The organism is Izhakiella australiensis, from assembly GCF_002006995.1.
In the GTDB taxonomy this organism is placed as follows: Bacteria; Pseudomonadota; Gammaproteobacteria; order Enterobacterales; family Enterobacteriaceae; genus Izhakiella; species Izhakiella australiensis.
On record NZ_MRUL01000011.1, the window covers coordinates 29,073 to 55,173 of the forward strand.

At 54.4% G+C, this 26,101-nt stretch carries 21 protein-coding genes and 1 pseudogene; 15 read left to right on the forward strand and 7 right to left on the reverse strand.

Annotated elements, in window-relative coordinates; all coding sequences use genetic code 11:
* Positions 1-472: 472 nt before the first annotated feature.
* From BTJ39_RS15320 to BTJ39_RS15335, 4 genes are all read left to right on the forward strand, one after another.
* A complete protein-coding gene (locus tag BTJ39_RS15320) occupies positions 473-1,078 on the forward strand; it encodes a DsrE family protein (protein ID WP_078003564.1) in 606 nt (201 codons plus the stop codon).
* 41 nt (positions 1,079-1,119) lie between these two features.
* Positions 1,120-1,725: a DsrE family protein gene (locus tag BTJ39_RS15325; protein WP_096777742.1), complete on the forward strand. Its 606-nt coding sequence runs from the start codon at positions 1,120-1,122 to the stop codon at positions 1,723-1,725.
* A gap of 183 nt (positions 1,726-1,908) precedes the next feature.
* A complete protein-coding gene (locus tag BTJ39_RS15330; RefSeq protein ID WP_078003565.1) occupies positions 1,909-3,483 on the forward strand; it encodes a sensor domain-containing diguanylate cyclase in 1,575 nt (524 codons plus the stop codon).
* Between the two features lie 135 nt (positions 3,484-3,618).
* Positions 3,619-4,689: an AI-2E family transporter gene (locus BTJ39_RS15335; RefSeq protein WP_078003566.1), complete on the forward strand. Its 1,071-nt coding sequence runs from the start codon at positions 3,619-3,621 to the stop codon at positions 4,687-4,689.
* A gap of 38 nt (positions 4,690-4,727) precedes the next feature.
* Here the strand turns inward: BTJ39_RS15335 and bcp are convergent, their stop codons facing one another.
* A complete protein-coding gene (gene bcp, locus BTJ39_RS15340) occupies positions 4,728-5,195 on the reverse strand; it encodes a thioredoxin-dependent thiol peroxidase (protein ID WP_078003567.1) in 468 nt (155 codons plus the stop codon).
* Positions 5,196-5,197: 2 nt separating this feature from the next.
* The gene (locus tag BTJ39_RS15345; protein ID WP_078003670.1) at positions 5,198-5,767 is read right to left on the reverse strand and encodes a glycine cleavage system transcriptional repressor; all 570 of its coding nucleotides are present in this window, start codon (positions 5,765-5,767) and stop codon (positions 5,198-5,200) included.
* A gap of 143 nt (positions 5,768-5,910) precedes the next feature.
* Here BTJ39_RS15345 and dapA point away from each other — a divergent pair, with 143 nt between their 5' ends.
* The 6 genes from dapA to ypfH all read left to right on the forward strand — a co-directional run bounded on the left by dapA (position 5,911) and on the right by ypfH (position 12,421).
* Positions 5,911-6,789: a 4-hydroxy-tetrahydrodipicolinate synthase gene (gene dapA, locus BTJ39_RS15350; protein WP_078003568.1), complete on the forward strand. Its 879-nt coding sequence runs from the start codon at positions 5,911-5,913 to the stop codon at positions 6,787-6,789.
* A 15-nt stretch (positions 6,790-6,804) separates the two neighbouring features.
* A complete protein-coding gene (gene bamC, locus BTJ39_RS15355) occupies positions 6,805-7,839 on the forward strand; it encodes an outer membrane protein assembly factor BamC (RefSeq protein WP_078003569.1) in 1,035 nt (344 codons plus the stop codon).
* 108 nt (positions 7,840-7,947) lie between these two features.
* Positions 7,948-8,661 carry a phosphoribosylaminoimidazolesuccinocarboxamide synthase gene (gene purC / locus BTJ39_RS15360; RefSeq protein WP_078003570.1) on the forward strand — a complete coding sequence of 238 codons (714 nt, stop codon included), beginning with the start codon at positions 7,948-7,950 and terminating at the stop codon, positions 8,659-8,661.
* A 130-nt stretch (positions 8,662-8,791) separates the two neighbouring features.
* Positions 8,792-9,643, forward strand: coding sequence for a KPN_02809 family neutral zinc metallopeptidase (gene ypfJ, locus BTJ39_RS15365; RefSeq protein WP_078003571.1), 852 nt, complete (start codon positions 8,792-8,794; stop codon positions 9,641-9,643).
* Positions 9,640-11,637 carry a tRNA(Met) cytidine acetyltransferase TmcA gene (locus BTJ39_RS15370; RefSeq protein ID WP_078003572.1) on the forward strand — a complete coding sequence of 666 codons (1,998 nt, stop codon included), beginning with the start codon at positions 9,640-9,642 and terminating at the stop codon, positions 11,635-11,637. Before ypfJ ends, BTJ39_RS15370 begins: the two co-directional genes overlap by 4 nt.
* Before the next feature lie 82 nt (positions 11,638-11,719).
* Positions 11,720-12,421: an esterase gene (gene ypfH, locus BTJ39_RS15375; RefSeq protein WP_078003573.1), complete on the forward strand. Its 702-nt coding sequence runs from the start codon at positions 11,720-11,722 to the stop codon at positions 12,419-12,421.
* 53 nt (positions 12,422-12,474) lie between these two features.
* On the opposite strand, the gene BTJ39_RS15380 is transcribed toward ypfH, so the two are convergent.
* Genes BTJ39_RS15380 through BTJ39_RS15390 form a run of 3 tightly spaced genes read right to left on the reverse strand, consistent with a single transcriptional unit; the run spans position 12,475 to position 14,175 of the window.
* Positions 12,475-12,663: a YpfN family protein gene (locus tag BTJ39_RS15380; protein ID WP_078003574.1), complete on the reverse strand. Its 189-nt coding sequence runs from the start codon at positions 12,661-12,663 to the stop codon at positions 12,475-12,477.
* A gap of 22 nt (positions 12,664-12,685) precedes the next feature.
* The gene (dapE, locus tag BTJ39_RS15385) at positions 12,686-13,813 is read right to left on the reverse strand and encodes a succinyl-diaminopimelate desuccinylase (RefSeq protein ID WP_078003575.1); all 1,128 of its coding nucleotides are present in this window, start codon (positions 13,811-13,813) and stop codon (positions 12,686-12,688) included.
* A 2-nt stretch (positions 13,814-13,815) separates the two neighbouring features.
* A complete protein-coding gene (locus tag BTJ39_RS15390; protein ID WP_078003576.1) occupies positions 13,816-14,175 on the reverse strand; it encodes an ArsC family reductase in 360 nt (119 codons plus the stop codon).
* 131 nt (positions 14,176-14,306) lie between these two features.
* Between BTJ39_RS15390 and BTJ39_RS15395 the strand changes: the two genes are divergently transcribed.
* Positions 14,307-14,501, forward strand: coding sequence for a hypothetical protein (locus BTJ39_RS15395; RefSeq protein WP_078003577.1), 195 nt, complete (start codon positions 14,307-14,309; stop codon positions 14,499-14,501).
* Between the two features lie 199 nt (positions 14,502-14,700).
* Complete coding sequence (ypfM, locus tag BTJ39_RS24600; RefSeq protein WP_139356362.1) at positions 14,701-14,760, forward strand: protein YpfM; 60 nt, start codon at positions 14,701-14,703, stop codon at positions 14,758-14,760.
* 196 nt (positions 14,761-14,956) lie between these two features.
* Here the strand turns inward: ypfM and acrD (BTJ39_RS15400) are convergent.
* Positions 14,957-18,064, reverse strand: a pseudogene (gene acrD, locus BTJ39_RS15400) (multidrug efflux RND transporter permease AcrD); the annotation flags it as partial.
* A 335-nt stretch (positions 18,065-18,399) separates the two neighbouring features.
* Positions 18,400-21,519, reverse strand: coding sequence for a multidrug efflux RND transporter permease AcrD (gene acrD, locus BTJ39_RS15405; RefSeq protein WP_078003579.1), 3,120 nt, complete (start codon positions 21,517-21,519; stop codon positions 18,400-18,402).
* 670 nt (positions 21,520-22,189) lie between these two features.
* On the opposite strand from acrD (BTJ39_RS15405), the gene ansP reads away from it, so the two are divergent.
* From ansP to BTJ39_RS15425, 3 genes are all read left to right on the forward strand, one after another.
* Positions 22,190-23,662 (forward strand): L-asparagine permease, encoded by a 1,473-nt coding sequence (ansP, locus tag BTJ39_RS15415; protein ID WP_078003581.1) that lies wholly within the window; start codon positions 22,190-22,192, stop codon positions 23,660-23,662.
* Positions 23,663-23,790: 128 nt separating this feature from the next.
* Positions 23,791-24,369: a GDP-mannose pyrophosphatase NudK gene (nudK, locus tag BTJ39_RS15420; protein WP_078003582.1), complete on the forward strand. Its 579-nt coding sequence runs from the start codon at positions 23,791-23,793 to the stop codon at positions 24,367-24,369.
* A gap of 573 nt (positions 24,370-24,942) precedes the next feature.
* The gene (locus BTJ39_RS15425; RefSeq protein ID WP_078003583.1) at positions 24,943-26,037 is read left to right on the forward strand and encodes a DUF1176 domain-containing protein; all 1,095 of its coding nucleotides are present in this window, start codon (positions 24,943-24,945) and stop codon (positions 26,035-26,037) included.
* The last annotated feature ends 64 nt before the right edge of the window (positions 26,038-26,101 follow it).

Sequence of the window (26,101 nt, forward strand, 5' to 3'; positions counted from 1 at the left end):
CTGGCTTAACTATTCGATCGCCAATCAATCTTTGCTTTTTAAAGAAATGTAATCTTTTTCAAATAAACTGACTGATTAGCCAGCGTGAGTAGGTTTACTCTGAAAAAAAGCGAATGGAAAAATGGAGCTACATTCGCATTTTTAACAACTTTATTGCCGCTCAATAGGTTGACGCTGACATTTTCAGATCCACGATTATTAGCGTATTTTTAATTTATTGGCTTTCTTTATTCGTTATTTATATACAATTTCTGTTATTTTTGGTACTGCCATTCAATTGATTTCATTTAGTGATTGTTACCTTTTACTAATCAGATTCTGAATGCATGATTTCACCTGAAATCATTTTGCCGGGTTTATCAATTTTTGCGCGCCGCCAATCTTCGCTGACTGTGTTATATCTCCTTGGGTCCTAAGCACAACGTCGCTTGTCCGACGTTATCCTTCCATTTTGGCGTGGAGAATCAGCAGAATGCGTCAGGTTGTCTCTTATGTTGTCATTGCCGTGGTTGCCGGCTTTGTGGGGGCAAGTTTTTCAAAAGCTCCGGAAATAGTCAGTAAGGTCAGCGCACGTTTAAGCAGTCCGCCAGCGGAACCGGAAGGTTTCTGGACCACGCCAGCCATTGCGGGTTATGGGGAGATTCACTATGAGCAAAATGCGGCCTATAAGCCGGGTCTGACGGACAGCAATAAAATTGTTTTCCAGATTACGAAAAGCGAAAACAATATGAAGGATGCCAACCTCGGACTGCAGCGCGTCGCGCGCGTGGTTAATCTCTATATCGCCTCCGGCGTTCCGGCGGACAAGTTGAAATTTGTCGTTTCAGTAACCGGTGACGGAACGCCGGCAATGCTGGATAACGCCCATTACCATTCCGCTTATGGGGTTGATAATCCCAACCTGAAATTAATCAGCGAATTGCGCGATCAGGGTGTCGACATTTCCGTTTGCGATCAGTCGGTGGCCTTCCATCACTATAAGTACAGCTGGATTGATAAGTCAGTGACCCATGCGCTTTCAAGTCCTACTACAGTTTCCACCTTGCAGAATCAGGGCTACGCTTACCTGCAAATGTAATTAATCCGGCGGGCTGGCGCCTGCTTCCAGGAGGAGAACACGTGCGGGCATTATGGCACTATGTGGTATGTGCGCTGATAGCACTGTTAACGACGCTGGTGACGCTAAAAGCGCCAGCGATCGCTAATAAAATTGCGGCGCTGACGGACGAGCGTCCGCAGCTGGCGCCGGGTTTCTGGCAGACGCCGACGATTAAAGGCTATGGCAAGATCCATTATCTTGCTGCCAGCGAGTTCCGCCCTCAGCCGGATCAAACCTATAACATCGTTTTTCAGGTTCAGGACGGTTTGGAATCACGCAAAAAGGTTAATGATGAACTGGATCACGTAGCCCGTACGGTTAATCTTTACGTGGCGTCAGGGGTACCGCTGTCGCAGCTGAAGTTTGTTGTCGCCATCGCCGGAACTGCGACGCCGGTGGTGCTGAACAATCAGCGCTACCATCAGCGTTTTGGCGTCGATAATCCTAATCTTGATCTTATCCGTCAGCTTACCGCAGCCGGAGTGAAGGTAACGGTGTGCGATCAGGCGGTTGCTGGTCATCGCTATCCTTTCGACTGGGTAGACGATCACGTTATACATGCGCTTTCAAATCTGACGACTATCAGTACCCTGGAAAAACAGGGGTACGTTTTGCTGCCGATGTAGCCATGCCGCCACCTTTTACCCTGGCGGGACGTCGTACAGAAATAATTCGTTTCAGTTGTTGCTGAGATTATTCCTATGTTGTGCAGTCAGTGTACAATAGCGTTATGTTTACAGGTAAATATCCTGTCAGGGCGCAAAAAATACACTAAGGCGCAACATTATGATTCGTAATGGAAAGTTCGCATGCTAAGGTTGCTGCGGCCTAAAACGGACTTAAAAACGCTGATTACGCTGCTGGTGATTGCCAGCATTGTGATTACGCTGGCGAATGCGCTTTACGCAACCTGGCGCGTGCAGCGGGCGGTGTTGATAAACAATTCGCTGGAAGCGAACCGGGTTTATGCCACCAAGCTGGCCTCCACCACGGAAATCTTTTTTCAGCAGGCGCAGTCTCAGCTGGCCTGGAGCGCGAATGCGATGAGCAAAGGATTCAGCGATACCGCGCTATTGCAACGTGAGGTGGAGCGCCTGCGTGCTCAGACCAACAGCTTCAATTCCGTGGCGGTGGTTGATGCCAGGGGAGTTGTGCTGGCGGTGTCTCCCGAGTCCTTAATGCTCAAAGGTATGCGGCTGCATACTAACGCCACGCGCCAGGCGCTGGCAGCGCGTAAGCCGCTCATCAGTAAGCCTTCACTTTCCGCTACCGGAAATCTGATCGTGTTGATCTCCTGGCCCATTACTGCCGCCAACGGTGATTATCTCGGCTATGTGGGCGGTACTATCTACCTGAAAAAGCACAGCGTGCTTAATGCCCTGCTTGAAGAGCAATTTTATCGCGATGGTACCCGTTTGTTCGTTACCGACGAAGATAACCGCGTGCTCTATCATCAGCATGATGAGGTCATTGGTCAGATGATTGAGCCGCTGATTTCCCCTCAGCTGCGGGCGCAGCAAACCAGCGGTTATCAGCAAGTGGTGCGTGATAAACAGGGCGTGTTGCTGGCGGGTTATGCCGTGGTGCCGATCGCTAACTGGACCATTGTGGCACTGAAACCGTTGCCGACAACGCTGGCGCCGCTTGATGACCTGCTGCTGCAGGTGCTGAAACATTCGGTTCCTTTTGCCTTGCTGACGCTGCTTTTCGCGCTGCTGCTGGCGCGGCTAATTGCCTTGCCGCTGTGGCAACTGGCGCGTAAAGCCGGAGAAATGGACGTTCAGGGCGTTTCGGCAGAAATAGAAAGTATCCGCTCCTGGTATTTCGAAGCGCTACAGATTAAGCGCGCCTTGCTGGCGGGGATCGGCCTGCTACAGGACAAAATCGGCCGCCTCAGAGTTGAGGTGCAAACCGACCCTATGACCCAACTGTTTAATCGGCGCGGTTTGAATACGGTGCTGGAATATTTTCTCGCGACTCAGCAATCTTTCGCCGTGCTGGCGCTGGATATTGACCACTTTAAGCGGGTTAATGACAACTTCGGTCATGATACCGGCGATCTGGTGCTGAAAAGCGTCGCGCGCCAGATGGAAGCCTGTTCGCGTAAAACCGATGTGATATGCCGTAACGGCGGCGAAGAGTTTTTGATGATTTTACCGGGCGCTGCGCCCGATATCGCCCTGAGTATCGCTGAGCGCGTACGTCAGCACGTCGCGCAGCAGCCGCTTGACCGGGTTGGCAACATTACCCTCTCGGTCGGCGTCGCCTTTTGGCATCCGCAGAAAACCACGATTGAGCGGGTATTTAAGCAGGCTGACGAGGCGCTGTATCAGGCCAAAAACGCCGGCCGCAACCGGGTTATCATGCTGGAGTCCGAAAGCTAACTGGGGGTGGCACTGTCGTTTATTTCGCGCTCGTATGCCGTGCGCGTTGTACGCATATCATGGTTAAATGTGGCTTACCGCCGTCACGGGTTAGGGTACACTGCAAGGACTTATCTTTATCTACAGGCGGTTTGAATGCTGGAGTTGTTAAAGCAGTGGTATCGCCGACGTTTTAGCGATCCACAGGCGATTGCGTTGCTGATCATTCTGGTTGGTGCCTTTTGCATCATTTACTTTTTTAACGGCCTGCTCGCGCCGCTGCTGGTCGCGTTGGTTATCGCCTATCTTCTTGAGTGGCCGACGGCGCGCCTTGAACGTCTGGGATGTACGCGCACCTGGGCGGCTTCGCTGATTATGCTGCTGTTTGCCGGCATTGTATTGATTCTGACCTTCGTGGTGGTGCCGGTCGCCTGGCAGCAGGGGATAAACCTCACCCACGATTTACCCAACATGCTGAATAACCTCTATCGCTACGCAATGCGCCTGCCGGAACGCTTTCCGACCTTAATGGACGTCGGCATTATCGATATTGTGGTGAATGATTTACGCAGCCGCCTCAGCGGGTTGGGGGAGCAGGTGGTTAAATACTCGCTGGCGTCGCTGGTCGGACTGGTGACGCTGGCGATTTATTTGGTTCTGGTGCCGATCATGGTGTTTTTCCTGCTGAAAGATCGCGAGCAGCTATGGGGCAGCGTGCTGCGCATTTTGCCGCGTAACCGCGGGCTGGCGGACCAGGTATGGTTTGAAATGAACCAGCAAATCACTAACTATATTCGCGGCAAAGTGGTGGAGATGGTGGTGGTGGGTATCGCCACCTGGCTTGGTTTCGTCATTGTCGGGATGAATTATGCGTTACTGCTGGCGGTGCTGGTGGGCGTTTCGGTGCTGATCCCTTATGTCGGGGCGGTGGTTTCGACCATTCCGGTTATCTGCGTCGGCCTGTTCCAGTGGGGGCCAGGCGGTGATTTCTGGACCATGCTGGCGATTTATCTCATCATTCAGGGGCTGGATGGCAACCTGCTGGTGCCGGTGCTATTTTCCGAAGCGGTTAATTTGCATCCGCTGGTGATTATGATGTCAGTGGTGGTGTTTGGCGACATGTGGGGATTCTGGGGGGTATTTTTTGCTATTCCCCTGGCAACCCTTATCAAAGCGGTTATGCATGCCTGGCCGGATGAGGCCGTTTCGCCAACGCTGCGAGAATAGCTTAGCGCGGGCCGGTTAACCGGCCCGCCGGGGTATGCTCAGGCAGACTTCAGATAGTCCAGCACGATGTCATGATGATTGCTGGTTTTGAAATCATCGAAAACTTTCTCGATTTTACCGTCGTCACCGATGAGAAAACTGATGCGGTGAATACCGTCATAGGTTTTCCCCATAAAACTTTTTTCTCCCCAGACGCCAAACTGCTGGCAAACCTGATGGTCTTCATCGGAAAGCAGCGTAAAGTTCAGCATCTCTTTTTCTGCAAAGCGAGACAGCTTTTCTGGTTTATCAGTGCTGATGCCGAGTACATCAACACCGGCTTTTTTCAAGTCGTCCATGTTATCCCGTAGGCCGCAAGCCTGAACGGTGCAACCTGGCGTCATTGCTTTCGGGTAGAAATATACCAGAACGCGCTGTCCCTGGAAGTCGGTTAAATTCACTTGCTCGCCGTCCTGGTCGGGTAAGCTAAATTTCGGTGCTTCATCACCGGCTTTCAGTGGATTCATCACTACATCTCCATTTTTTCTTCATGCTGTGGGTAGTTCACGACGTTAATAGTGCCCTGAGCTCCCAGTTCTGTACACAGAACGTTGAATGCATGTTCGATTTGCGACGCATCCCGGCGGGCGGGACTGTGAGCGGTTATTTGAATATAGAGTAAAGGTGGCTGATTTTCTTGCGCAGGCTGCGTGCGTGAAACCAGTTCGGCAATGTTCATCTGATACGAGTCGAATAAATCAGTGAAGCGTTCGATCAGATGCGGTGAGTCAGCGACTTCCACCTGAACCCAAACGGTTTCCGGCATTGGCGGCCTTTCCTGCGCCAGCGTGCGTTTCATTACAATGAGCAACTCCAGCTCGGCGCCTTTTAGCGGCAAGGTTGACTCAATAAGATTAATAGCATTCCAGCTGCCGGACAACAGCATAATGAAGGTGAATTCCTCACCCAGCATCGCCAGACGGCTATCTTCAATATTGCAACCGCAGCTACTAACGTGGCGGGTAATAGTGTTAACGATACCGGGACGGTCGACGCCCAGTGCGGTAATCACAAGATGATGTTGCTGTGACTGCGGCAAAATACGGATTCCTGTCAGAATGCTAATGATAATAAGGTAAACATAAAAAAATCTGCTGACAAGCGCCTGAAACGCCATGCGCCCTTGCTTTTAACCCTGGGTCAAACGTACCATGAAGCACTTGTTTGTCGAGGGGATGGCCAATGTTTACGGGAAGTATTGTTGCACTCGTTACGCCGATGGACGAAAAAGGTAATGTCTGCCGCGCGAGTCTGAAAAAATTAGTCGATTATCATGTCACTAGCGGCACCTCCGCTATTGTCTCCGTCGGCACTACCGGCGAATGCGCCACGCTGACGCATGATGAGCATGCCGATGTCGTGATGATGACGCTGGATCTTGCGAAAGACCGCATCCCGGTCATCGCCGGTACCGGCGCCAATGCCACCGCCGAAGGCATCTCCCTGACGAAACGTTTTGCCGGCACCGGCGTGGCGGGCTGTCTGACCGTCGTACCTTACTACAATCGTCCGACTCAGGAAGGATTGTATCAACACTTTAAAGCCATCGCAGAAAGCACCGATCTGCCACAAATGCTGTACAATGTGCCGTCCCGTACCGGTTGCGATATGCTGCCTGAAACGGTCGGTCGGTTGGCAAAGATCGAAAATATTATCGGAATCAAAGAGGCAACGGGGAACTTATCGCGCGTTGCTCAGATCCAAGAGCTGGCTGGTAATGACTTCATTATCGTCAGTGGCGACGACGCTACAGCGCTTGACCTTATGCAGCTGGGCGGCAAGGGCGTCATTTCCGTTACGGCGAACGTAGCCGCGCGTGAAATGGCTCAGCTTTGCCAGCTGGCTGAACAGGGTAATTTCGCTGAAGCCCGCCGTCTTAATCAGCGCCTGATGCACCTGCATCAACAGCTGTTTTGCGAACCCAATCCTATTCCGGTGAAGTGGGCGGCAAAGCGGCTGGGATTGATAGCAAACGACACGCTGCGTTTGCCGATGACACCGCTGGGCGCGGCTGCCGAGCCGGTGGTGGCGCAGGCGTTGACCCAGGCTGGTCTGCTGTAATTTTAGGGAGAATTGATGGCTTTTACCGTAAAAAGGTCCGCGCTGGTGACTGCGCTGGGACTTTCAACCGCGATGCTGCTGGCCGGTTGTTCAAACGATCAGCATTATAAACGTCAGGTCAGCGATAGCGCCGAGTATCTGAAAGCGCCGGGCCTTGAGGAGTTACACGCTCCGGCAGGGATGATTTTACCCATTCAAAACGGTGATTATGACGTGCCGGCTGTTGCCAGCAAGGGGCCAGTAGGCAAGAAGCTTGATATTCGTCCTCCGGCTCAAGCCCTGGCGTTAATGAACGGCACCCGTACTCAGTTTAGCGGCAACACGGGCATGCTGATGCTGGACGGTGCGCGCAACGTCAACCTGTGGTCGCAGGTAGTCGGCGTGGTGCAGTCTAATCATTACCCGATTGTTGATCAGCAGGACGCCAGTCAGTCACTGACGACCGACTGGATTCAGTGGCATCGCGCTGATGAAGATCATCAGTATCGCGGTCGCTATCAGATAAGCGTCCAGCAGCAGGGGTATCAGCAGCTGTTAACCGTACGCTTACTGCAATTGCAGCAGGAAGGCAAAGATATAAGTTCGTCGGCTGAAGTCCAGCGCTACACGGCGCAGATGCTGAACGTGCTCAGCGCCGGACTGGATAAAGCAGAAGACGCCCGTGAAAATGCGGCGGCGAATCGCAGCACAGCTCAGCTGGATGTGCAGAGCGGTGCCGATGATACCGGCCTGCCGGACCTGATCGTACGTGCGCCGTTCAATACCGTATGGCAGCGCCTGCCGGCTTCGCTGGAGCGCATTGGCATGAAGGTCACCGACAGTAACCATTCACAGGGCAGCCTGAGCGTGACCTACAAGTCACCCGGTAGCAGCACCTGGGATGAGCTGGCGGCAAAAGATCCCGGTCTGGCGAACGGCGACTATAAAATTCAGGTCGGCGATTTAGGCAACCGCAGCAGCTTGCAGCTGCTGGATCCGAAAGGCCATACGTTAACCCAGTCGCAGAACGATGCGCTGGTGCCGGTATTCCAGGCGGCCTTCAGCAAATAGTGTTATCAACAGGCCGGGATAAATCCCGGCTTTTTTATTCCGTCCGCGCAAACGATACCGTAGCGAATGCGCGGCAAGTATCTGGCTATCTGTGTGGAGTTAATCAAGATGCAAAAGCAAGCTGAGTTGTATCGCGGCAAGGCGAAAACCGTATACAGCACCGAAAATCCGGATCTGCTGATACTCGAATTCCGCAATGATACGTCAGCAGGCGACGGCGCGCGTATTGAGCAGTTTGATCGCAAGGGCATGGTGAACAACAAGTTCAATTACTTCATTATGAGCAAGCTGGAGCAGGCGGGTATCCCGACCCAAATGGAAGCCCTGCTGTCCGATAATGAAGCGCTGGTCAAAAAACTGGAGATGGTGCCGGTTGAATGCGTTGTTCGCAATCGCGCGGCGGGATCGCTGGTAAAACGGCTTGGCGTCGAAGAAGGCATCCTGCTGGATCCGCCGCTGTTCGATCTGTTTTTGAAAAATGATGCGATGCACGATCCGATGATCAATGAATCATACTGTGAAACGTTTGGCTGGGTGAGTAAAGCGCACCTAGCTCGCATGCGTGAGCTTACCTATAAAGCCAATCAGGTGCTGAGTAAGCTGTTTGATGATGCCGGTCTTATTCTGGTGGACTTCAAACTGGAGTTCGGCCTGTTCAACGGCGAAGTGGTGCTGGGTGACGAATTCTCCCCGGACGGCGCGCGCCTGTGGGATAAGCAAACGATGGATAAGATGGATAAAGACCGTTTCCGCCAGAGCCTTGGCGGCGTAATTGAAGCCTACGAAGAGGTTGCTCGCCGTCTCGGTGTTAGCCTCGATTAATGTTTTTCCGGCGCCCGATATCCGTCGGGCGCCGCTTTTCCCGCCTGCCGCGCTGGTTTTAACCCACACTCCCGACTAAAATCCATTTTATTTGCTCAAGATTATGACTAAGCATTGATGGAGAAAATCTATGCGCTGGAGAGGCCATCGCGAAAGCGACAATGTTGAAGACCGCCGCGATCAACCCACCGTGGGCGGTGGCCGAATGCGCATTCCGCGAGGCAAGGGCGGCTTAATCATATTAGCTATCGTCATCATCGCCGGCTATTACGGCTACGATCTGACGCCGCTGCTAACGGGAGATTCGACCTCGCTGAGCGCGCCCAGCCAGCAGAGCGGCAACCCCGCGCGCGATGACGAAGCGGCCAAATTTACCTCGGTGATATTTGCGTTCACCGAAGATACCTGGCAGAAGCTGTTTAATCAGATGGGCAAAACCTGGCAGGCTCCCACCCTGGTGATGTATCGCGGCGTAACGCGCACCGCTTGCGGTAGCGGGCAGGCGGCGATGGGGCCGTTCTACTGCCCGGCGGACAGTAAAGTCTATATCGATCTCTCATTTTACGATGAAATGAAAAACAAACTGGGGGCCGGCGGTGAGTTTGCTCAGGGCTACGTTATCGCCCATGAAGTCGGCCATCACGTACAAAAACTGCTCGGCATCGAACCCAAAGTGCGTCAGATGCAGCAGGGGGTCAGCCAGACCCAGGCAAACCAGCTGTCGGTGAAAATGGAGCTGCAGGCGGATTGCTTCGCTGGCGTGTGGGGTCACTACATGCAGCAGCAGGAGATTCTGGAGCCGGGCGACTTGCAGCAGGCGCTGAATGCCGCGGAGGCGATTGGCGATGACCGACTGCAACAGCGTGGTCAGGGCCGGGTGGTGCCTGATAGCTTTACTCACGGCACTTCCCAGCAGCGCTACAGCTGGTTCAAACGCGGCTTTGACAGCGGTAACCCGGCTGATTGTAATACCTTCCGGTGAACCGGCTTTCACAACTTAGCGCCGACATGTCCGCCTGTGGCATCCGCCGGCTGGCGGTGCTGAGCGGCGAAGCCCTGTGGTGTTTGCAGCAGGCGTTATGCTGGCAGCAACGCTTACCAGGGGACTGGCTATGGGTGGGCGAATCGGCGCCGTCGGCGCTGCATTGCCCGCCAGGCAAGCTGCGAACGCTGCTGGGGCGAGAGTTTCATCATGCGGTGTTTGACGCCCGCGATGGTTTTCATGCGGAGGCGTTTGCGGCGCTGACAGGGACATTACGCGCTGGCAGCTGGCTGCTGTTGCTGCTGCCTCCTCTGGAGGACTGGGACGCACAGCCCGATAACGATTCGCTGCGCTGGAGCGAACAGCCCCGGCCCATCGCAACCCCGAATTTTACCCGCCACATCGGCCGCCTGCTGTCCGACCCGCAGCTGCTGCTGCATCAGCAGGGGCAGCCGCCGCGCTGGCCGGATAACGGCGCTTTCCCCCGCTGGCAAAGCAGCGATCGGCAGCAGCAGGCGCTCTGCCAGCAGCTGCTCGCCAGCCCGCCGGGCATCAGCGTGCTGACCGCCGGTCGCGGACGCGGGAAGTCGGCGCTGGCGGGCATGCTGGCCCAGCGCTGGCCAGGGGTATGCTGGGTGACGGCGCCAGCCAAAGTCTCAACCGAGGTACTGTCTGCTTTTGCCGGCGATCGTTTTCAGTTTATCGCCCCCGACAGGCTGCTGGCATTATCCGATGCCGGCTCGCCGCCTGAGGGTGACTGGCTGCTGATTGATGAGGCTGCCGCCATCCCCGCGCCGCTGTTGAGGCAGCTGATAGCGTTGTTTCCCAGGGTTTTATTGACCACCACCATTCAGGGCTATGAGGGCACCGGCCGCGGTTTCGTCCTCAAATTCTGCGCCTCGCTGCCGGCGGTACGGATGCTGACGCTTGACCAGCCGCTGCGCTGGGCAATCCATGATCCGCTGGAACGCTGGCTGACGCAGGCGCTGATCTTTGCCGAACCGCAACTAGCTCGCAGCGAAGGTGAATTACGCTGGTCCAGCTTGCAACCGCAGGACTGGGCGAATTCACCGGCGCGGCTGAGTCAGCTCTATCAGCTGCTGTGCAGCGCCCACTACCGCACCTCGCCGCTCGATCTGCGCCGCATGATGGACGCGCCGGGACAGCATTTCAGCCTGGTGATGCAGCAGGATCAGGTACAGGGCGGCCTGTGGCTGGTGGAAGAGGGCGGCCTTGATAGTGCGTTAGCGGACAGCATCTGGGCAGGGCGGCGGCGGCCTGCGGGCAACCTGGTCGCACAGTCGCTGGCCGCCCATGCCGGATTGCGTGACGCCCCCCGGCTCAGGGCGCGGCGCATCAGCCGCATCGCCGTCGCGCCCGCGCTACGCAGACGGGGCGTTGGCCGCCAGCTGGTTGCGCTGGCGCTACAGGAGGCGCGCGAGTGTGCGTATATTTCTGTCAGCTTTGGCTATACCGCCGAGCTGTCGGCCTTCTGGCAGGCGTGTGGTTTTCAGCTGGTGCGTATCGGCAGCGTGCGTGAGGCCAGCAGCGGCTGCTATGCCGCGATGGCGCTGCGGCCGTTAACTCCGCCAGGCCAGCGATTGGTTGCCCGGGCTCGCCAGCGGTTTAACGATGAGCTGGGCTGGCTGCAGGAAATTATCGATGAACCGGCGCTTGAAGCGATAGCGCGCTGCGAACGCGCGCCGGACCGCCAGGACTGGCTGGAGTTAGCCGGCTTTGCTTTTGCGCTGCGCCCTTTTGAAGCCACGCGGGCGGCGCTGGGGCGCCTGTTATTGCACAGTCCGGCGCCGATGCCGCTGCTGCGCGCGGCTATCTTACAGCATCAGTCGTCGCAGGCGCTCTGCCAGCAGTTTGCCTTAAGCGGCCGCCGTCAGCTGATGGCGCGCTGGCGCGAGGAGGCTGCCAGTGGTTTATACTCACTGGATGCCTCTGAAGCAGAATCCCAGCGGCGTCAGCTTCCCTTGTTGCAATAAATCCAACAACATCATCAAATTTTTGCGCATTTTCACCCTGGCTGAGTGGCGTATAGTCATCAGCAGCACACAGGAGAAAATCATGAAACAGCAACACATCATCGTTCAACGGCCCGCAGAACCGCCGGTGCAGCTTTTTCTGCTGTTTCACGGCCAGGGCGAAAACCCGGCACAGATGGCCAGCGCAGTGGGCAATGGGTTTGCCCGCTCTTTTCCGCAGGCGCTGGTGGTGAGCATCGGTGCGCCGCGTCCCTGCGGCAGCGCAGAGGGGCGCCAATGGTATTCAACCCGCGACATGACCCAGCAGGATCGGCAGCAGCGGGTTGATGACGCGCTGGCGCCATTTATCGCTACTGTGCGCGACTGGCAGCATGAAAGCGGACTGGGACCACAGGCCACGGCGCTGGTCGGTTTCTCTCAGGGAAGCATTATGGCGCTGGAAGCGGTAAAACAGCATGACGATCTTGCTGCCCGGGTCGTGGCGTTCAGCGGGCGCTATGCTGAGCTGCCGCAGCAGGCGAGCCAGCAAACCACCATCCATCTGATTCACGGCGATAATGACGAAATGGTGCCGCTCGCCCATGCGGTTGCCGCGCAGGAGCAGCTAACGGTCCTCGGCGGCGATGTGACGCTGGATATTATTGATGACCTGCCTCATGCCATTGATGAACGCGGCATGCAGCGGGCGTTGGATCATCTGCATCACACCATTCCGCGCCGTTACTTTGAAGAGGCAATGAGCGGCAGCACGCCGGGTGATGCGGATGTGGTGACCTTTATCTGATTAGCTCCGGTTACAGCGTGCTGCAAGCAGAGCGCTGTAACCGGGGCCGTATATCAGGGCTTTTTCGGCCAGTCGTCATCGTCATCCCATTTGGCATTATTATCCCGGTGGGGCGGTAGTTTGGGCCGGTTTTCCATATATTTCTTCGGATCTATACGCTTCAAATCTTTGTAGACGTTAATCAGCACGCCGACCATCAGTACGATAATAATTACCCACCAGTATTCTTTTAGCCATTCCATATTGTCTCCTCAGGCGTGCGTATCAGGCGATTAACTGCTCCATTATGCGCTGGTACATGCGGCTGAGCAGCTGCAGGTCAGCCGCTTTTACACATTCATTTATTTTATGAATTGTGGCATTTACCGGCCCCAGCTCGACCACCTGCGCGCCCATGCGGGCGATAAAGCGGCCGTCCGATGTACCGCCATTAGTCAGTAGCTGCGGCTTGTTTTCAGTATAGTGTGCAATGGCGTTTACTACCGCATCGACCAGCTTACCGCGATCGGTCAGGAAAGGCTGGCCGGAGAGTTTCCAGCTTATGCTGTAAGGCAGCTGATGTTTTTCCAGCATGGCTTCCACCTGAGAGCGGATCAGCGCATCGGTTAGCTCGGTACTAAAACGGAAATTAAATTGCAGATACAGATCGCCCGGAATCACGTTGTTGCTGCCGGTGCCGGCATGAACGTTGGCAATTTGCATGCTGGTTGGCGGGAAAAACGCGTTGCCGCTATCCCATTCGGTGTTCACCAGCTCCAGCAGAAAAGGGGCTGCGCGATGTACGGGGTTATCCGCAAGATGGGGATAAGCAACGTGCCCCTGCACGCCGTGAATAGTTACCTCGGCGGTTATGGAGCCGCGACGGCCATTTTTTACCACATCGCCGACCGTTTCGGTGCTGGAAGGCTCGCCGACCAGGCAATAGTCCAGCCGTTCGCGGCGCGCCATCAGCGCTTCGACGACTTTTACCGTGCCGTCTGCCGCGCTGGCCTCTTCATCGGAGGTGATTAAAAAGGCCAGCCGACCGCGGTGGTCAGGATGGGCGGCGACAAAGCGCTCTGCTGCAACCACCATTGCGGCCAGCGAGCCTTTCATATCTGCCGCGCCGCGGCCAAATAGCATTCCGTCGCGGATGGATGGCTCAAACGGCGGCGAGATCCAGCGGGCTTCATCACCGGTTGGCACGACGTCGGTATGGCCGGCAAACGCCAGGGTTTCTCCCTGACCACGCCAGGCCCAGAAATTGTGCGTTGCGCCAAAAGGCATCGGCTCAACGGTGAAACCCAGCGCCTGCAGGCGGGAAATCATGATTGCCTGGCATCCGGCATCATCAGGGCTAAGGGAGGGGCGGCGAATCAGCTGCTGTGCCAGCTCAATGACCGGACAAAACATAATCAGCGGTTCTCCTGAATAAAAGTCGTATAGCTCCGGGCATCGAAGCCCAACAGCATTGCGCCGTTGTCGGCCAGTAAAAGTGGACGTTTTATTAAGGCCGGATGGGTCAGCATCAGTTTTGCGGCGCTTTGCTCATCCTTAATGCTGCCACGCGTAGCCTCATCGAGCGTCCGCCAGGTCGTACCGCGGGTGTTCAGCAGCGCCTGGTAGCCCAGCTGCGCAATAAAGCGGTTCAGCAGCGCGCTATCCAGACCATCCACGCGGTAATCATGAAACGGTGCCTCAATCTGCTGTTCTTGCAGAAAACGGCGCGCTTTTTTTACCGTATCGCAGTTTTTGATGCCATAAATTTTAAGCATTTTTCCCTATTTCCTTGTTAAAAACGGGGCCATAATTCAGATGATGACCTGCATCAATGCACCAGTTTACAGCGGATGCATTCTTATGACAGCAGGTAAAATGTCGCGACCACAGACAGGAGGCAGGAAACATGAATTATATGAAAGATTCAGCGGCGCACCTGGTGCAGGAAACCCAGTCAGCCATCGTGATTAAGCGGGTTAAGGGCAGCCGTTGCGATCGCTTTAATCAGATAGTGGAAGCGGTGCTGGCCGAGCATCCGGAAGCGAAAACCCATATTGACAGCGAGAGCGGCGGCTACGACACCATCGTGGTGGCTAAGTAAGCTTTACCAGGCTGGCAGCAATGGCATATGCGGCGACGCGCGCAAATCCGCAGTAGGTCCATGGGACAACAGCTGAACTGTGCTTCAGTACGCAAATTGATTGAATATTGGTTAAACCGATGTTATCGAGAGGTCAAAATCAGTTCTTTTTGTATAAGAATAGTCTTATAATGCAGCCATGCTAACAACGAGGTGCATTATGATTGAAATTGAACTGGGGAACTGGAAAGATTTCATCGAAGCTATGCTGCGTAAGTAGCATTGGCCCAGGGGAAACCCGGCAAACGGAACGTCGGAAAATACAGAATAATAAATGGCAGCCAGCGGGCTGCCATTTTGTTTTCAGCGCTAAACCGGCGCCCTCTCAGGGGCTAATGGTCATCAGATTTCGCGCCCTGCGAGGTCGAATCAGGGGCTTCGTTTGGCTGGTGGCCGGGCGCAGAAGCAAGCGCTGACGGCGTATGTTTCAGCGGAAAGCGCTTTCTGACCAGCATAAAAAACAGCGGAACAAAAAAGATTGCCAGTAGCGTAGCAGCGAGCATGCCGCCAAGTACGCCGGTACCGACTGCGTGCTGGCTATTCGATCCCGCGCCGCTGGCCAGCGCCATCGGCAACACGCCGAAGCCAAACGCCAGCGATGTCATGATAATCGGCCTTAATCGCTGGCGCGCAGCCTGTAACACCGCATCCATCAGGGTTATTCCCTGGCGGTTCATGCTGTTGGCAAACTCAACGATCAGAATGGCGTTTTTGGCGGTCAGGCCAATCACTGTTAATAGCCCCACCTGAAAGTAAACATCGTTATCCAGCCCGCGCAGCCAGGTGGCAATCAGGGCGCCGAAAACCCCGAGCGGCACCGCCAGCATGACGGAAAAGGGAATTGACCAGCTTTCATACAGGGCCGCCAGACAAAGGAAAATAACCAGCAGCGACAGGGCGTAAAGCGCAGGCGCCTGCGAGCCGCTCAGGCGCTCCTGATAAGAGGCGCCGGTCCACTGTAAACCAAAGCCATCCGGTAGCTGTGCTGCCAGCTGCTCCATCACACTCATCGCCGTTCCGGAACTGGTTCCTGCTGAAGGTTCGCCGATAATTTCGACCGACGGGTAACCGTTGTAGCGCTCCAGACGCGGCGATCCGCTTTCCCAGCGGGAAGTGGCGAAGGCGCTGAACGGCACCATCTGGCCGCTGGCGTTGCGGACATACCATTTATTGATGTCGTCAGGCAGCATGCGATATTCCGCCGCCGCCTGCACGTAGACTTTTTTAGTGCGCCCGCGATCGAGGAAGTCATTAACGTAGCTGGAGCCCCAGGCGGTGGTCAGCGTATCGTTGATATCGGCAATGGATATTCCCATCGCCTGCGCTTTACGCTGGTCTACGTCAATTTGTAGCTGCGGGCTGTCATCCAGTCCGTTATGACGTACCCGGGTCAGATTGGGATTATTGCTGGTCAGCTCCAGCAGCTTATCCCGCGCCTGCATCAGCGCCTCATGCCCTAAACCGCCGTGATCCTGCAATTCCAAATCGAAGCCGGACGCGCTGCCCATGCCGCTTATTGCCGGTGGGCTACTGGCGATGACCCGCGCTTCGTTAATGCTGCGAAAGTACCTGGTCGCGCGTTCGATAATGGCAAAAGAGCTGTTGTCGCTGCCGGGACGATCCTCCCAGTTTTTAAGGCGGACAAACAGCCGCGCCACGTTCTGCCCGTTACCGCCTGGTCCGGCACCCACGGTGGCAAAAACCGACTCAACGTTCTGCTTTTCGCGCAGCATGTAGTAGTTTTCTACTTTCTCCACCACCTTCAGGGTTTGATTCATGGTGGAACCTGGCGGTAATTGTACCTGGGTCATAAATACGCCGCGATCTTCCAACGGCAGAAAGCCGCCGGGCAGGCGCATAAACAGAAAAATCAGCACGCCAATCAGCGCCAGATAAAGCAGCAGCCAGCGGCCCGCTTGGTGCAGCATCCCGGCGACGCTGCTCTGATAGCGATCCGCATTGCGATTGAATTGACGGTTGAACCAGCCAAAAAAGCCTTTGCGGCTGTGGTTGTGGCCCGCTTGCACCGGCTTGAGCAGCGTGGCGCACAGGGCTGGCGTCAGGATCATTGCCACCAGAACGGACAGCGCCATGGCGGAAACAATAGTGACCGAAAACTGGCGATAAATTTCACCTACCGTGCCGCCAAAGAAAGCCATGGGCACGAATACCGCTGACAGCACCATCGCGATACCCACCAGCGCGCCCTGAATCTGGCTCATCGATTTACGCGTGGCATCCCGTGGCGAGAGGCCCTCTTCGCTAATAATACGTTCGACGTTTTCCACCACGACAATGGCATCGTCTACCAGCAAGCCGATGGCCAGCACCATGGCGAACATGGTCAGCGTATTAATGCTGAATCCGCTGGCATCGAGAATGGTAAAGGTACCGAGCAACACCACAGGCACGGCAATCGTCGGGATAAGCGTTGCGCGAAAATTCTGCATAAACAGGTACATCACGCCGAAGACCAGCACGATTGCTTCAATCAGCGTTTTGACAACGTCTCTGATCGAGGCCTTAACAAACGGTGTCTCTTCATAAGCAACGCGGGCTTGCAGCCCGTGCGGAAAATAGTGTGAAAGCTCTTCAACCCGCTGGCGCACCCGCTTATCGGTTTCCACCTCATTGGCGCCATCCGCCAGCTTGATACCCAGCCCGGAGGCGGTTTGTCCGTTATAGCGGGTAATATAGTTGTAACTTTCCGCCCCCAGCGCGATGGTTGCCACATCGCCGAGCGTCACCAGCGAACCGTCCTGGGCGACCTTCAGGGTTATCTGGCGAAACTGCTGCGGGGTTTGTAGCAAAGACTGGGCATTGACCGTTGCGTTGAGCGCCTGCTGATTAGTTTGCGGCAGGCCACCAAGCTGACCGACGGCGACCTGGGTATTTTGCGCTTTTACGGCGTTAACCACGTCGGCGGTGGTCAGCGCATATTTAATCAGCTTATCGGGGTCGAGCCAGATACGCATTGCATACTGCGAACCATACTGGTCGATCTCGCCCACGCCGTTAATGCGGCTTAGCGGGTCCTGGACGTTACTGGCGATATAGTCGGCGATGTCCTGGCGGCTCATACTGCCGTCGGTAGACACAAAGCCAAACATCAGGATGTTGGTATCGCCCACCTTTTTCACCGTTACACCCTGTGACTGAACGGCCTGAGGCAGGCGCCGCAGCGCGGTATTGAGCTGATTTTGTACCTGCTGCAACGCTTCGTTAGGGTCGGTGCCGGCGGCGAAAGTCAGTGAAATGGTGGCCTGACCGGTATTGTTGCTTTGCGAGGACATATACAGCAAATTATCAATGCCGGTCATATTTTGTTCAATGGTTTGCGTCACCGTATTATCTACGGTTTTAGCCGATGCGCCGGGGTAAGTTGTGGTTATACGTACGTGGGGCGGTGCAATATTGGGATATTGTTCAACGGGCAGGCTGGTTATCGCCAGGGTGCCTGTCAGGCAGAGCAATATAGCCAGCACCCAGGCAAAGATGGGGCGATCGATAAAAAAATTCGCCATGAAGTAATCCGCTCCCGATGCATGCCAGCACGTAAAGCGCCGTTGTTAACCGTCAGGCCACACAGCGTCTTATCAGTTATAAAAAGCAACCTAAGTAATTACTCTACCTGTTGAATTATTGTAAATAGTGAAGAAATTAAGAAGAAAGTGTAAGCGATCGTGGCAACCGGCGCCACGGCCGGGCGGGCCGCGTCACTCAGTGGAAACGGCGTGCTGCAACACGCCGGTGTGGAAGGCGACGTAGCCCGGCGATCCTGAGGCTATTTTTCATCGCCACTATTGGCAGAGTGGTGTCAGCCCGGCGATCACGCGATCGCCGGGGCCGTCAGCCGCTATCAGTGCCGGCGCTTGTCGACCCGGAGCGGAAAGCGTTTTCTGACCTGAACGAAAAACAGCGGCACGAAAAATATTGCCAGCAGGGTGGCGGCAATCATGCCGCCGAGAACGCCGGTACCGACCGCATGCTGGCTATTACAGCCGGCGCCGCTGGCCAGTGCCATTGGCAACACGCCCAGGCCGAAGGCTAATGACGTCATCACAATCGGTCTCAAGCGCAAGCGGGCGGCCTGCAACGCCGCGTCTATCAGCTCCTGTCCCTGTCGATTCATGCTGTTGGCAAACTCAACGATGAGAATGGCGTTTTTGGCCGTCAGACCAATGACCGTTAGCAGCCCCACCTGAAAGTAAACGTCGTTATCGAGACCGCGTAGCCAGGTCGCCATCAGTGCGCCGAATACCCCGAGCGGCACCGCCAGCATGACGGAAAAGGGGATTGACCAGCTTTCATACAACGCCGCCAGGCAGAGAAATACCACCAGCAGCGAAATTGCATACAGCGCGGGCGCCTGCTTGCCATTCAGCCGTTGCTGGTAGGAGGACCCCGTCCATTCAAGGCCAAAGCCGGTGGGCAGTTTGGCAACCAGTTTTTCCATGGTGTCCATCGCGGTGCCGGAGCTGGTACCCGGCGAGGGTTCACCGATGATTTCCAGCGCCGGGTAGCCATTATAGCGCTCCAGCAGCGGCGAACCGCTCTCCCAGCGCGAGGTGGCGAAAACGCCGAAGGGGACCATCTGACCACTGCTGTTACGCACATACCACTTATCAATATCGCCCGGCAACATACGGTATTTCGCCGCCGCCTGAACGTAAACTTTTTTGATGCGGCCGCGATCGAGAAAATCATTGACGTAGCTCGACCCCCAGGCGGTGCTTAACGTACTGTTGATATCGTCCATCGATAGCCCCATCGCCTCGGCTTTGCGCTGGTCAATATGAATTTGTAGCTGCGGACTGTCATCCATCCCGTTGTGGCGCACGCGGGTCAGATTGGGATTAACATTCGCCAGCGCCAGCAGCTGGTCGCCTGCCTTCATCAGCGCCTGGTGGCCAGCGCCAGCATGATCTTCCAGCTCCATATCAAAACCGGAGGCGCTGCCGAGGCCGCTAATAGCTGCCGGGCTGAAAGCGATAACTATTGCTTGTTTCAGGGTACTAAAATGTTGGGTTGCGCGATTAATAATGGCAAACGATGAGTCACGAGCCGCCGTTCGCTGACTCCAGTCTTTCAGGCGAACAAACAGAAACGCGACGTTTTGCCCGTTGCCGCCCGGGCCAGCGCCGATAACGGAAAACACCGATGCGACGTCTTTTTTATCCTGCTGCATGTAGTAATTCTCGACCTTTTTCACCACCTTTTGCGTCTCGTTCATGGTGTCGCCGGGCGGTAGCTGGACCATCGTCATAAAAATGCCGCGATCTTCCGCCGGTAAAAAGCTGGTCGGCAAATGTAAAAACAGCAGCGCCATAATGCCGAGCAGTGCGCCATACAGCAGTAGCCAGCGGCCGGCTTTAGGTAAAATTTTGCTCACGCCGCGCTGGTAGCGCTCAGCATTGTGGTTGAACTGACGGTTAAACCAGGCAAAAAAACCTCTCCCGCCGTGGGCATGGTTCGGCGCTAGCGGTTTTAACAGCGAGGCGCACAGCGCCGGGGTCAGGATCATCGCCACCAGTACTGAAAGGCCCATGGCAGATACGATGGTAATTGAGAACTGGCGATATATTTCGCCCACCGTACCGCCAAAAAAAGCCATCGGCACGAATACCGCCGAGAGTACCAGCGAGATACCCACCAGCGCCCCCTGAATTTGTCCCATCGATTTGCGGGTGGCCTCGCGCGGGGACAGTCCTTCACTGCGCATAATTCGCTCGACGTTTTCCACCACTACGATGGCGTCATCCACCAGCAGGCCGATCGCCAGCACCATGGCGAACATCGTCAGGGTATTAAGGCTAAAACCGCAAAGGTAGAGAATGCTGCATGTACCCAGCAGAACCACCGGCACGGCGATGGTTGGGATCAGCGTGGCGCGTAAGTTCTGCATAAACAGATACATTACGCCGAACACCAGCAGAACGGCCTCCAGCAGCGTTTGTACTACGTCTTTAATCGATGCCTTAACGAAGGGCGTTTCTTCGTAGGCAATATGCGCCTGCAGGCCGTGGGGGAAATAGTGCGAAAGGGCGGAAATTTCGCGGCGTACCCGCTCGTCAGTTTGTACTTCGTTGGCGCCGGCTGCCAGCTTGATGCCCATGCCGGTAGCGGCATGACCATTAAAGCGGGTGATGTAGTTATAGCTTTCTGCGCCCAGCTCAACCTTTGCCACATCCCCCAGGGTTACGGCTGAGCCATCTTTATTAACTCTGAGGGTTATCTGGCGAAACTGCTGCGGCGTTTGCAGCAGCGATTGTGCATTAACCGTGGCATTCAGCGCCTGGTGCGCGGTTTGCGGCATGCCGCCGAGCTGACCGACGGCCACCTGGCTATTTTGCGCTTTAATCGCGTTGATGACGTCTTCCGTGGTCAGCGCATAGGCATAGAGTTTATTCGGATCGAGCCAGATGCGCATTGCGTACTGTGAGCCATAGGGGTCAACTTCACCCACGCCGCTAATACGGCTCAGCGGGTCTTGCACGTGGCTGGCGATATAGTCAGAGATATCCTGACGACTCATGCTGCCATCGGTGGAGACAAAGCCAATGGTGAGAAAGTTGCTGCTACCGACTTTTCTCACCGTTACCCCCTGGGTTTGCACCGCCTGCGGCAGGCGGTGTAGCGCTGAATTCAGCTGCGATTGGACCTGCTGTAGCGCTTCGTCGGGATTGGTGCCGGGAGTAAAGGTTAACTCAATGCTGGCCTGGCCGTTATTGCTGCTCTCGGAGGACATATAAACCAGGTGATCGATGCCGGTCATGCTCTGCTCGATGGTCTGGGTCACCGTGTTATCAAGCGTTTTCGCTGAGGCGCCGGGATAAGATGCGGATACACGCACGTTAGGCGGCGCCAGATCTGGATACTGCTCAACGGAAAGGTTGAAGATAGCAAGGGTTCCGGTCAGGCACAGCAAGATAGCCAGCACCCAGGCAAAAATGGGGCGATCGATAAAAAATTTCGCCATGAAATATCAACTCCTGATGCGTAGTCACTACTCATAAAGCACGCAGCGTTACCATCGGGTAACTGCGTAAAAATAATAAGGATTTTTTGTTTGTTTTGGGTATTAAGCCGCTGAACACTTTACCCGGCGCAGAGCAGGAAAGCGTGGGGAAATTTAGAAGAAAGTGTAAGTTATCGTGGTAATTCATAGCATTGTCATTTTAGGTTTCAGGCCCGGTTGTCAGGCTGAAAAATGACTGACCTTTTTTTACATATCGGCCATTATTTTCCACAATACTTAATCGTTTTTACCCAACCTGGACAATGATTTGCTTTGAGAGGGAGATACTAACTCTGTCAATTACCCCTCTCTTTGTAGCCTTAATGCCAAAATGCAACGTTTCACCGACCTGACTCTCAGGTCGGTTTTTTTTTGCGTGCGCAGACAAAATTACAATCTTTTGCCCAATAGCCTCTGAGATATTTTGCGTCATCGTCCTGGAACGGTTAGGATGCTTCGCCATCTAATTTGTCATCCAATAGTAAAAAAAATAGGATGATCATAGGCTTGTCTGATCATTGAGAAGAAGGAGTATTTCTCAGGCTTCTACGGGAGATCGGGCTACGAGAGTCAGTACGTACATCAGGAGTGTTGGACGCTGGCAGGTTTGGACAGGTTATCAGGAATACAAATGAAAGCTGATAAAAAAGGCGCAGCCGATAAGCGTGCTGCCAGAAGACGTTGGTTAAACTCCCATGATTCGGGTTATCACAAAGCCATGGGAAATCGTCAGGTTCAGATGATCGCCATTGGTGGTGCTATTGGTACCGGTCTGTTTCTCGGCGCCGGCGCGCGCCTTCAGGCTGCCGGTCCGGCGCTGGCAATTGTCTACCTGGTCTGCGGTATCTTTTGTTTTTTTATCTTAAGGGCGCTAGGGGAGCTGGTGCTTCATCGGCCCTCCAGCGGCAGCTTTGTCTCTTATGCACGCGAGTTCATGGGGGAGAAGGGGTCTTACGTTGCCGGCTGGATGTATTTTGTTAACTGGGCGATGACCGGCATTGTGGATATTACGGCGGTCGCGCTCTATATGCATTACTGGCATGCATTTGGTGATATTCCGCAGTGGGCACTGGCGCTGGGGGCGCTGGCCATCGTCGCCTCCATGAATCTGGTTGGCGTCAAATGGTTTGCCGAGATGGAGTTCTGGTTTGCGCTGATTAAAGTCGCGGCTATCGCCATCTTTCTGCTGGTTGGCATTGTGTTTCTCGGCAGCGGCAAGCCGATTGACGGCCACAGCACCGGCTTTCATCTGATTTCAGATAACGGAGGGGTGTTTCCCCACGGCATTTTGCCGGCGTTGGTATTGATACAGGGCGTCGTATTCGCCTTTGCCGCCATTGAGATGGTGGGCGTGGCCGCCGGTGAATGTAAAGATCCAAAAAGCATGGTGCCAAAAGCCGTTAACAGCGTGATATGGCGTATCGGTCTGTTCTATGTCGGCTCCATTTTGCTGCTGGTTCTGCTGCTGCCCTGGAACGCCTATCAGGCAGGGCAGAGTCCGTTTGTTACCTTCTTTACCAAGCTTGGCGTGCCTTATATTGGCAGCATCATGAATATTGTGGTGCTCAGTGCGGCGCTCTCCAGCCTTAACTCTGGCCTGTATGCCACTGCGCGTATCCTGCGCTCAATGTCGATGGGCGGCTCGGCGCCGAAAATCCTGTCCAAAATGAGCAAGCGGCAGGTGCCTTATATGGGCATTCTGGTTACCGTGCTGGTTTATGTGGTCGGCGTTTATCTGAACTATGTGGTGCCTTCCCAGGTTTTTGAAATTGTGCTGAATATTGCCTCGCTGGGTATCATCTCTTCCTGGGCTTTCATCGTGCTGTGCCAGCTTAAACTGCGTAAGGCCATTCGCGAGGGCAAAGCAGAAGAGGTGAGTTTTAAACTGCCGGGCGCGCCTTATACTTCGTGGTTAACGCTGCTGTTTTTGGCCAGCGTTCTGGTTCTGATGGCTTTTGACTATCCGAACGGAACCTGGACCATCGCCAGCATTCCGCTGTTGGCGCTGCTTCTGGTGCTCGGCTGGTTCGGCGTGCGCAAGCGCGCGCACGCGATTTCACAGCTGCAACATGATGAAGAGCATCTGAAAAACCTCCCAGATTAGTGCCTCTTTCCCGGCGCGGGCGACCGCGCCGGTGGCTTGTTTCTCCACTTTCCCGGCGTAACATTCAGATAGTTTTCTGCCTCATCACGCACTATTATTCATTCCTCCGTTAAAGACAGGGCGGCGTTATGTCTTTTCATATCAATCTGATAAAAAATAAAATTTTATCGGAAAACTGGTTTATTCTGCGTAATTACACTTATGAGCTGGCTGGGCCTTCCGGCAGCGCGATCCGCCATAAGCGCGAGGTATACGATCGCGGCGATGGCGCTACCATTTTGTTGTATAACCGCAGTAAGAACAGCGTGGTGCTGACGCGCCAGTTCCGCATTGCCACCTGGGTAAATAAAAACGCCGACGGCATGCTGATTGAAACCTGTGCCGGCCTGCTGGATGACGACTCGCCGGAAGAGTGCATTCGCAAAGAGGCCATTGAGGAAACCGGCTATGCCGTTGGTCAGGTGGAAAAGTTGTTTCAGCTTTATATGTCGCCGGGCGGCGTGACTGAAATCGTGCATTTTTTTGCCGCGGAATACAGTGATGATCTGCGCGAGAACAGCGGCGGCGGCGTTGAGGACGAGCAAATTGAAGTGCTGGAGATGAGCTATCCGCAGGCGATGATGTGCGTCGCAGACGGGCGGATTTGTGACGGGAAAACGGTAATACTGTTACAGCAAGCGCAGCTGCGTGGCTGGCTACACTGCTAACCTTAACAGCGCCAGATATAAAAACATCGCCACCGGCTGGCGCTACTTTTGCCTTTCTGTCTGATCTCCGGATGCTTTAAAAATAAGCAGTCCAACCGATCGATTAAATATCCTGTCTGATTAAGACAATATTTAGCCGGGTAATGATTAATTATCTTACTCAATAAATTTTTATTCAATTTTTAGTGATAATGATAAAACTTACCTTTAAATTACAGCTTATTAGCTATGATTTAGTGATGGGTTTCACAAAAAAAAACCACTCGCTATTATAAATATCCAAATGATTAGTGGAAATAATTGGTAGCGCCAGATATTATTACCATTAATATATAACTATAACGCAAATAGCGCTAACTGATTAAACAGTGTCCGACAAATCTTATTGAGAACCCAGACGATTGGTGACTATCCTTATCTATATTGTTTTTCAGGTAATAGTTAACCAGGTCAGTCTCTGCGCCAGTACGGCATGGCAAAGGGCGAACCGAAAATAGTTCTCTGGCGCATTATATCAGCCGCCAGCCCTTATACCGTAATGGCCTTGTGCAATTTTTGGGATCTATTCTATTAATGCCACGCTGGATGAAGTCGCTACTCTCGTTGCCTCTCCTGTATGCAGCCTGTCTGCACGCTGAGCCTGTGCAGAAAGTAATTTCTGACTGGCAAATAACCTGTAATAACCTTAACTATTGTGTGGCAAGAAATATTCCGGGTGATAACGGACTGGTTATGACTATCAGCCGCCACGCAGGCGCCAATGCCCGTTCGTTGATTCGAATTGATTACGGTAATCGCTACAGTGGGGAATTACCCGGCGGCCCGTTAAAAGATAATTTGTTGTTAGATCAGAAACGTCTGAGGTTGGATTTAAAGCACTGGCAGTCCGATGCCCACCACCTCAGCACCGCTCATAACATCTCCATGGATGAGTTTTTGGCGCAGGTCATGGACGCCGATAATATTCAGCTGTTGTACAATCAGGGCGCGACGATTTCACTGCATGGTATGAAACCCGTGCTGGAGTTAATGGATGAAGTGCAGGGCCGGCAAAACAGCATGAGCGCCTGGGTCAAACGCGGTGACCGGCCGGCTTACGACGTTCCGCCTGAACCCAAAGTGCCGCTGGTGTTAACACAGCCTCATCCCCCTAAGGCGCTGTCGCGCGATGAAGTCAGCGGCCTGATCGATTATGGCACCTGGCGCATCAATACCGATGAGTGTTCGCTCGATCCTCAGCGACGCCAGGTAAGCGTCTCACCGTTAACCGATGAAAAAGCGCTGCTGCTGATAAGTTGCGAAATGGGCGCTTACAACGTCATCGATCTGGCATTTGAAGTCACGCGCGAGCAGCCCTACGTTGGCAAGGGCATTTCTCTGAAGCTTCCATTTACCTTGCCGGGGCAGGGGGAAAAAGATCTTGAACTGGTCAATGCAGAATATGATGCGGCCAACGGCGTATTGCTGACTTTCAGTAAAGATCGGGGGCTGGGCGACTGCGGCGTCGCCACGCGCTGGCAGTTCAACGGCCAGCAGTTCGAACTGGCGGAATACGCCCGGGAAGGAACCTGTGATGCCTGGCATAGCAGCGACGACTGGCCAACGCTCTGGACCAGCATTCGCTCAAACGAACCTCAGACGACGGTCACGATGGAAGCAGACAAGTAAGCCATAGCGCACGGATGCTTAATTTCATCTGATAAAAAACCCGACGCGGTGCGTCGGGTTTTTT

Bases quoted from the DNA above. Each gene is read 5' to 3' on its own strand.
- BTJ39_RS15395 (WP_078003577.1), top strand. From the start codon at position 14,307: ATGAATTATATGAAAGATTCAGCGGCGCACCTGGTGCAGGAAACCCAG.
- dapA (WP_078003568.1), top strand. From the start codon at position 5,911: ATGTTTACGGGAAGTATTGTTGCACTCGTTACGCCGATGGACGAAAAA.
- BTJ39_RS15425 (WP_078003583.1), top strand. From the start codon at position 24,943: ATGCCACGCTGGATGAAGTCGCTACTCTCGTTGCCTCTCCTGTATGCA.
- dapE (WP_078003575.1), bottom strand. From the start codon at position 13,813: ATGTTTTGTCCGGTCATTGAGCTGGCACAGCAGCTGATTCGCCGCCCC.
- nudK (WP_078003582.1), top strand. From the start codon at position 23,791: ATGTCTTTTCATATCAATCTGATAAAAAATAAAATTTTATCGGAAAAC.
- ansP (WP_078003581.1), top strand. From the start codon at position 22,190: ATGAAAGCTGATAAAAAAGGCGCAGCCGATAAGCGTGCTGCCAGAAGA.
- bcp (WP_078003567.1), bottom strand. From the start codon at position 5,195: ATGAATCCACTGAAAGCCGGTGATGAAGCACCGAAATTTAGCTTACCC.
- acrD (WP_078003579.1), bottom strand. From the start codon at position 21,519: ATGGCGAAATTTTTTATCGATCGCCCCATTTTTGCCTGGGTGCTGGCT.
- ypfJ (WP_078003571.1), top strand. From the start codon at position 8,792: ATGCGCTGGAGAGGCCATCGCGAAAGCGACAATGTTGAAGACCGCCGC.
- BTJ39_RS15330 (WP_078003565.1), top strand. From the start codon at position 1,909: ATGCTAAGGTTGCTGCGGCCTAAAACGGACTTAAAAACGCTGATTACG.
- BTJ39_RS15380 (WP_078003574.1), bottom strand. From the start codon at position 12,663: ATGGAATGGCTAAAAGAATACTGGTGGGTAATTATTATCGTACTGATG.
- BTJ39_RS15390 (WP_078003576.1), bottom strand. From the start codon at position 14,175: ATGCTTAAAATTTATGGCATCAAAAACTGCGATACGGTAAAAAAAGCG.
- BTJ39_RS15320 (WP_078003564.1), top strand. From the start codon at position 473: ATGCGTCAGGTTGTCTCTTATGTTGTCATTGCCGTGGTTGCCGGCTTT.
- BTJ39_RS15335 (WP_078003566.1), top strand. From the start codon at position 3,619: ATGCTGGAGTTGTTAAAGCAGTGGTATCGCCGACGTTTTAGCGATCCA.
- ypfH (WP_078003573.1), top strand. From the start codon at position 11,720: ATGAAACAGCAACACATCATCGTTCAACGGCCCGCAGAACCGCCGGTG.
- purC (WP_078003570.1), top strand. From the start codon at position 7,948: ATGCAAAAGCAAGCTGAGTTGTATCGCGGCAAGGCGAAAACCGTATAC.
- bamC (WP_078003569.1), top strand. From the start codon at position 6,805: ATGGCTTTTACCGTAAAAAGGTCCGCGCTGGTGACTGCGCTGGGACTT.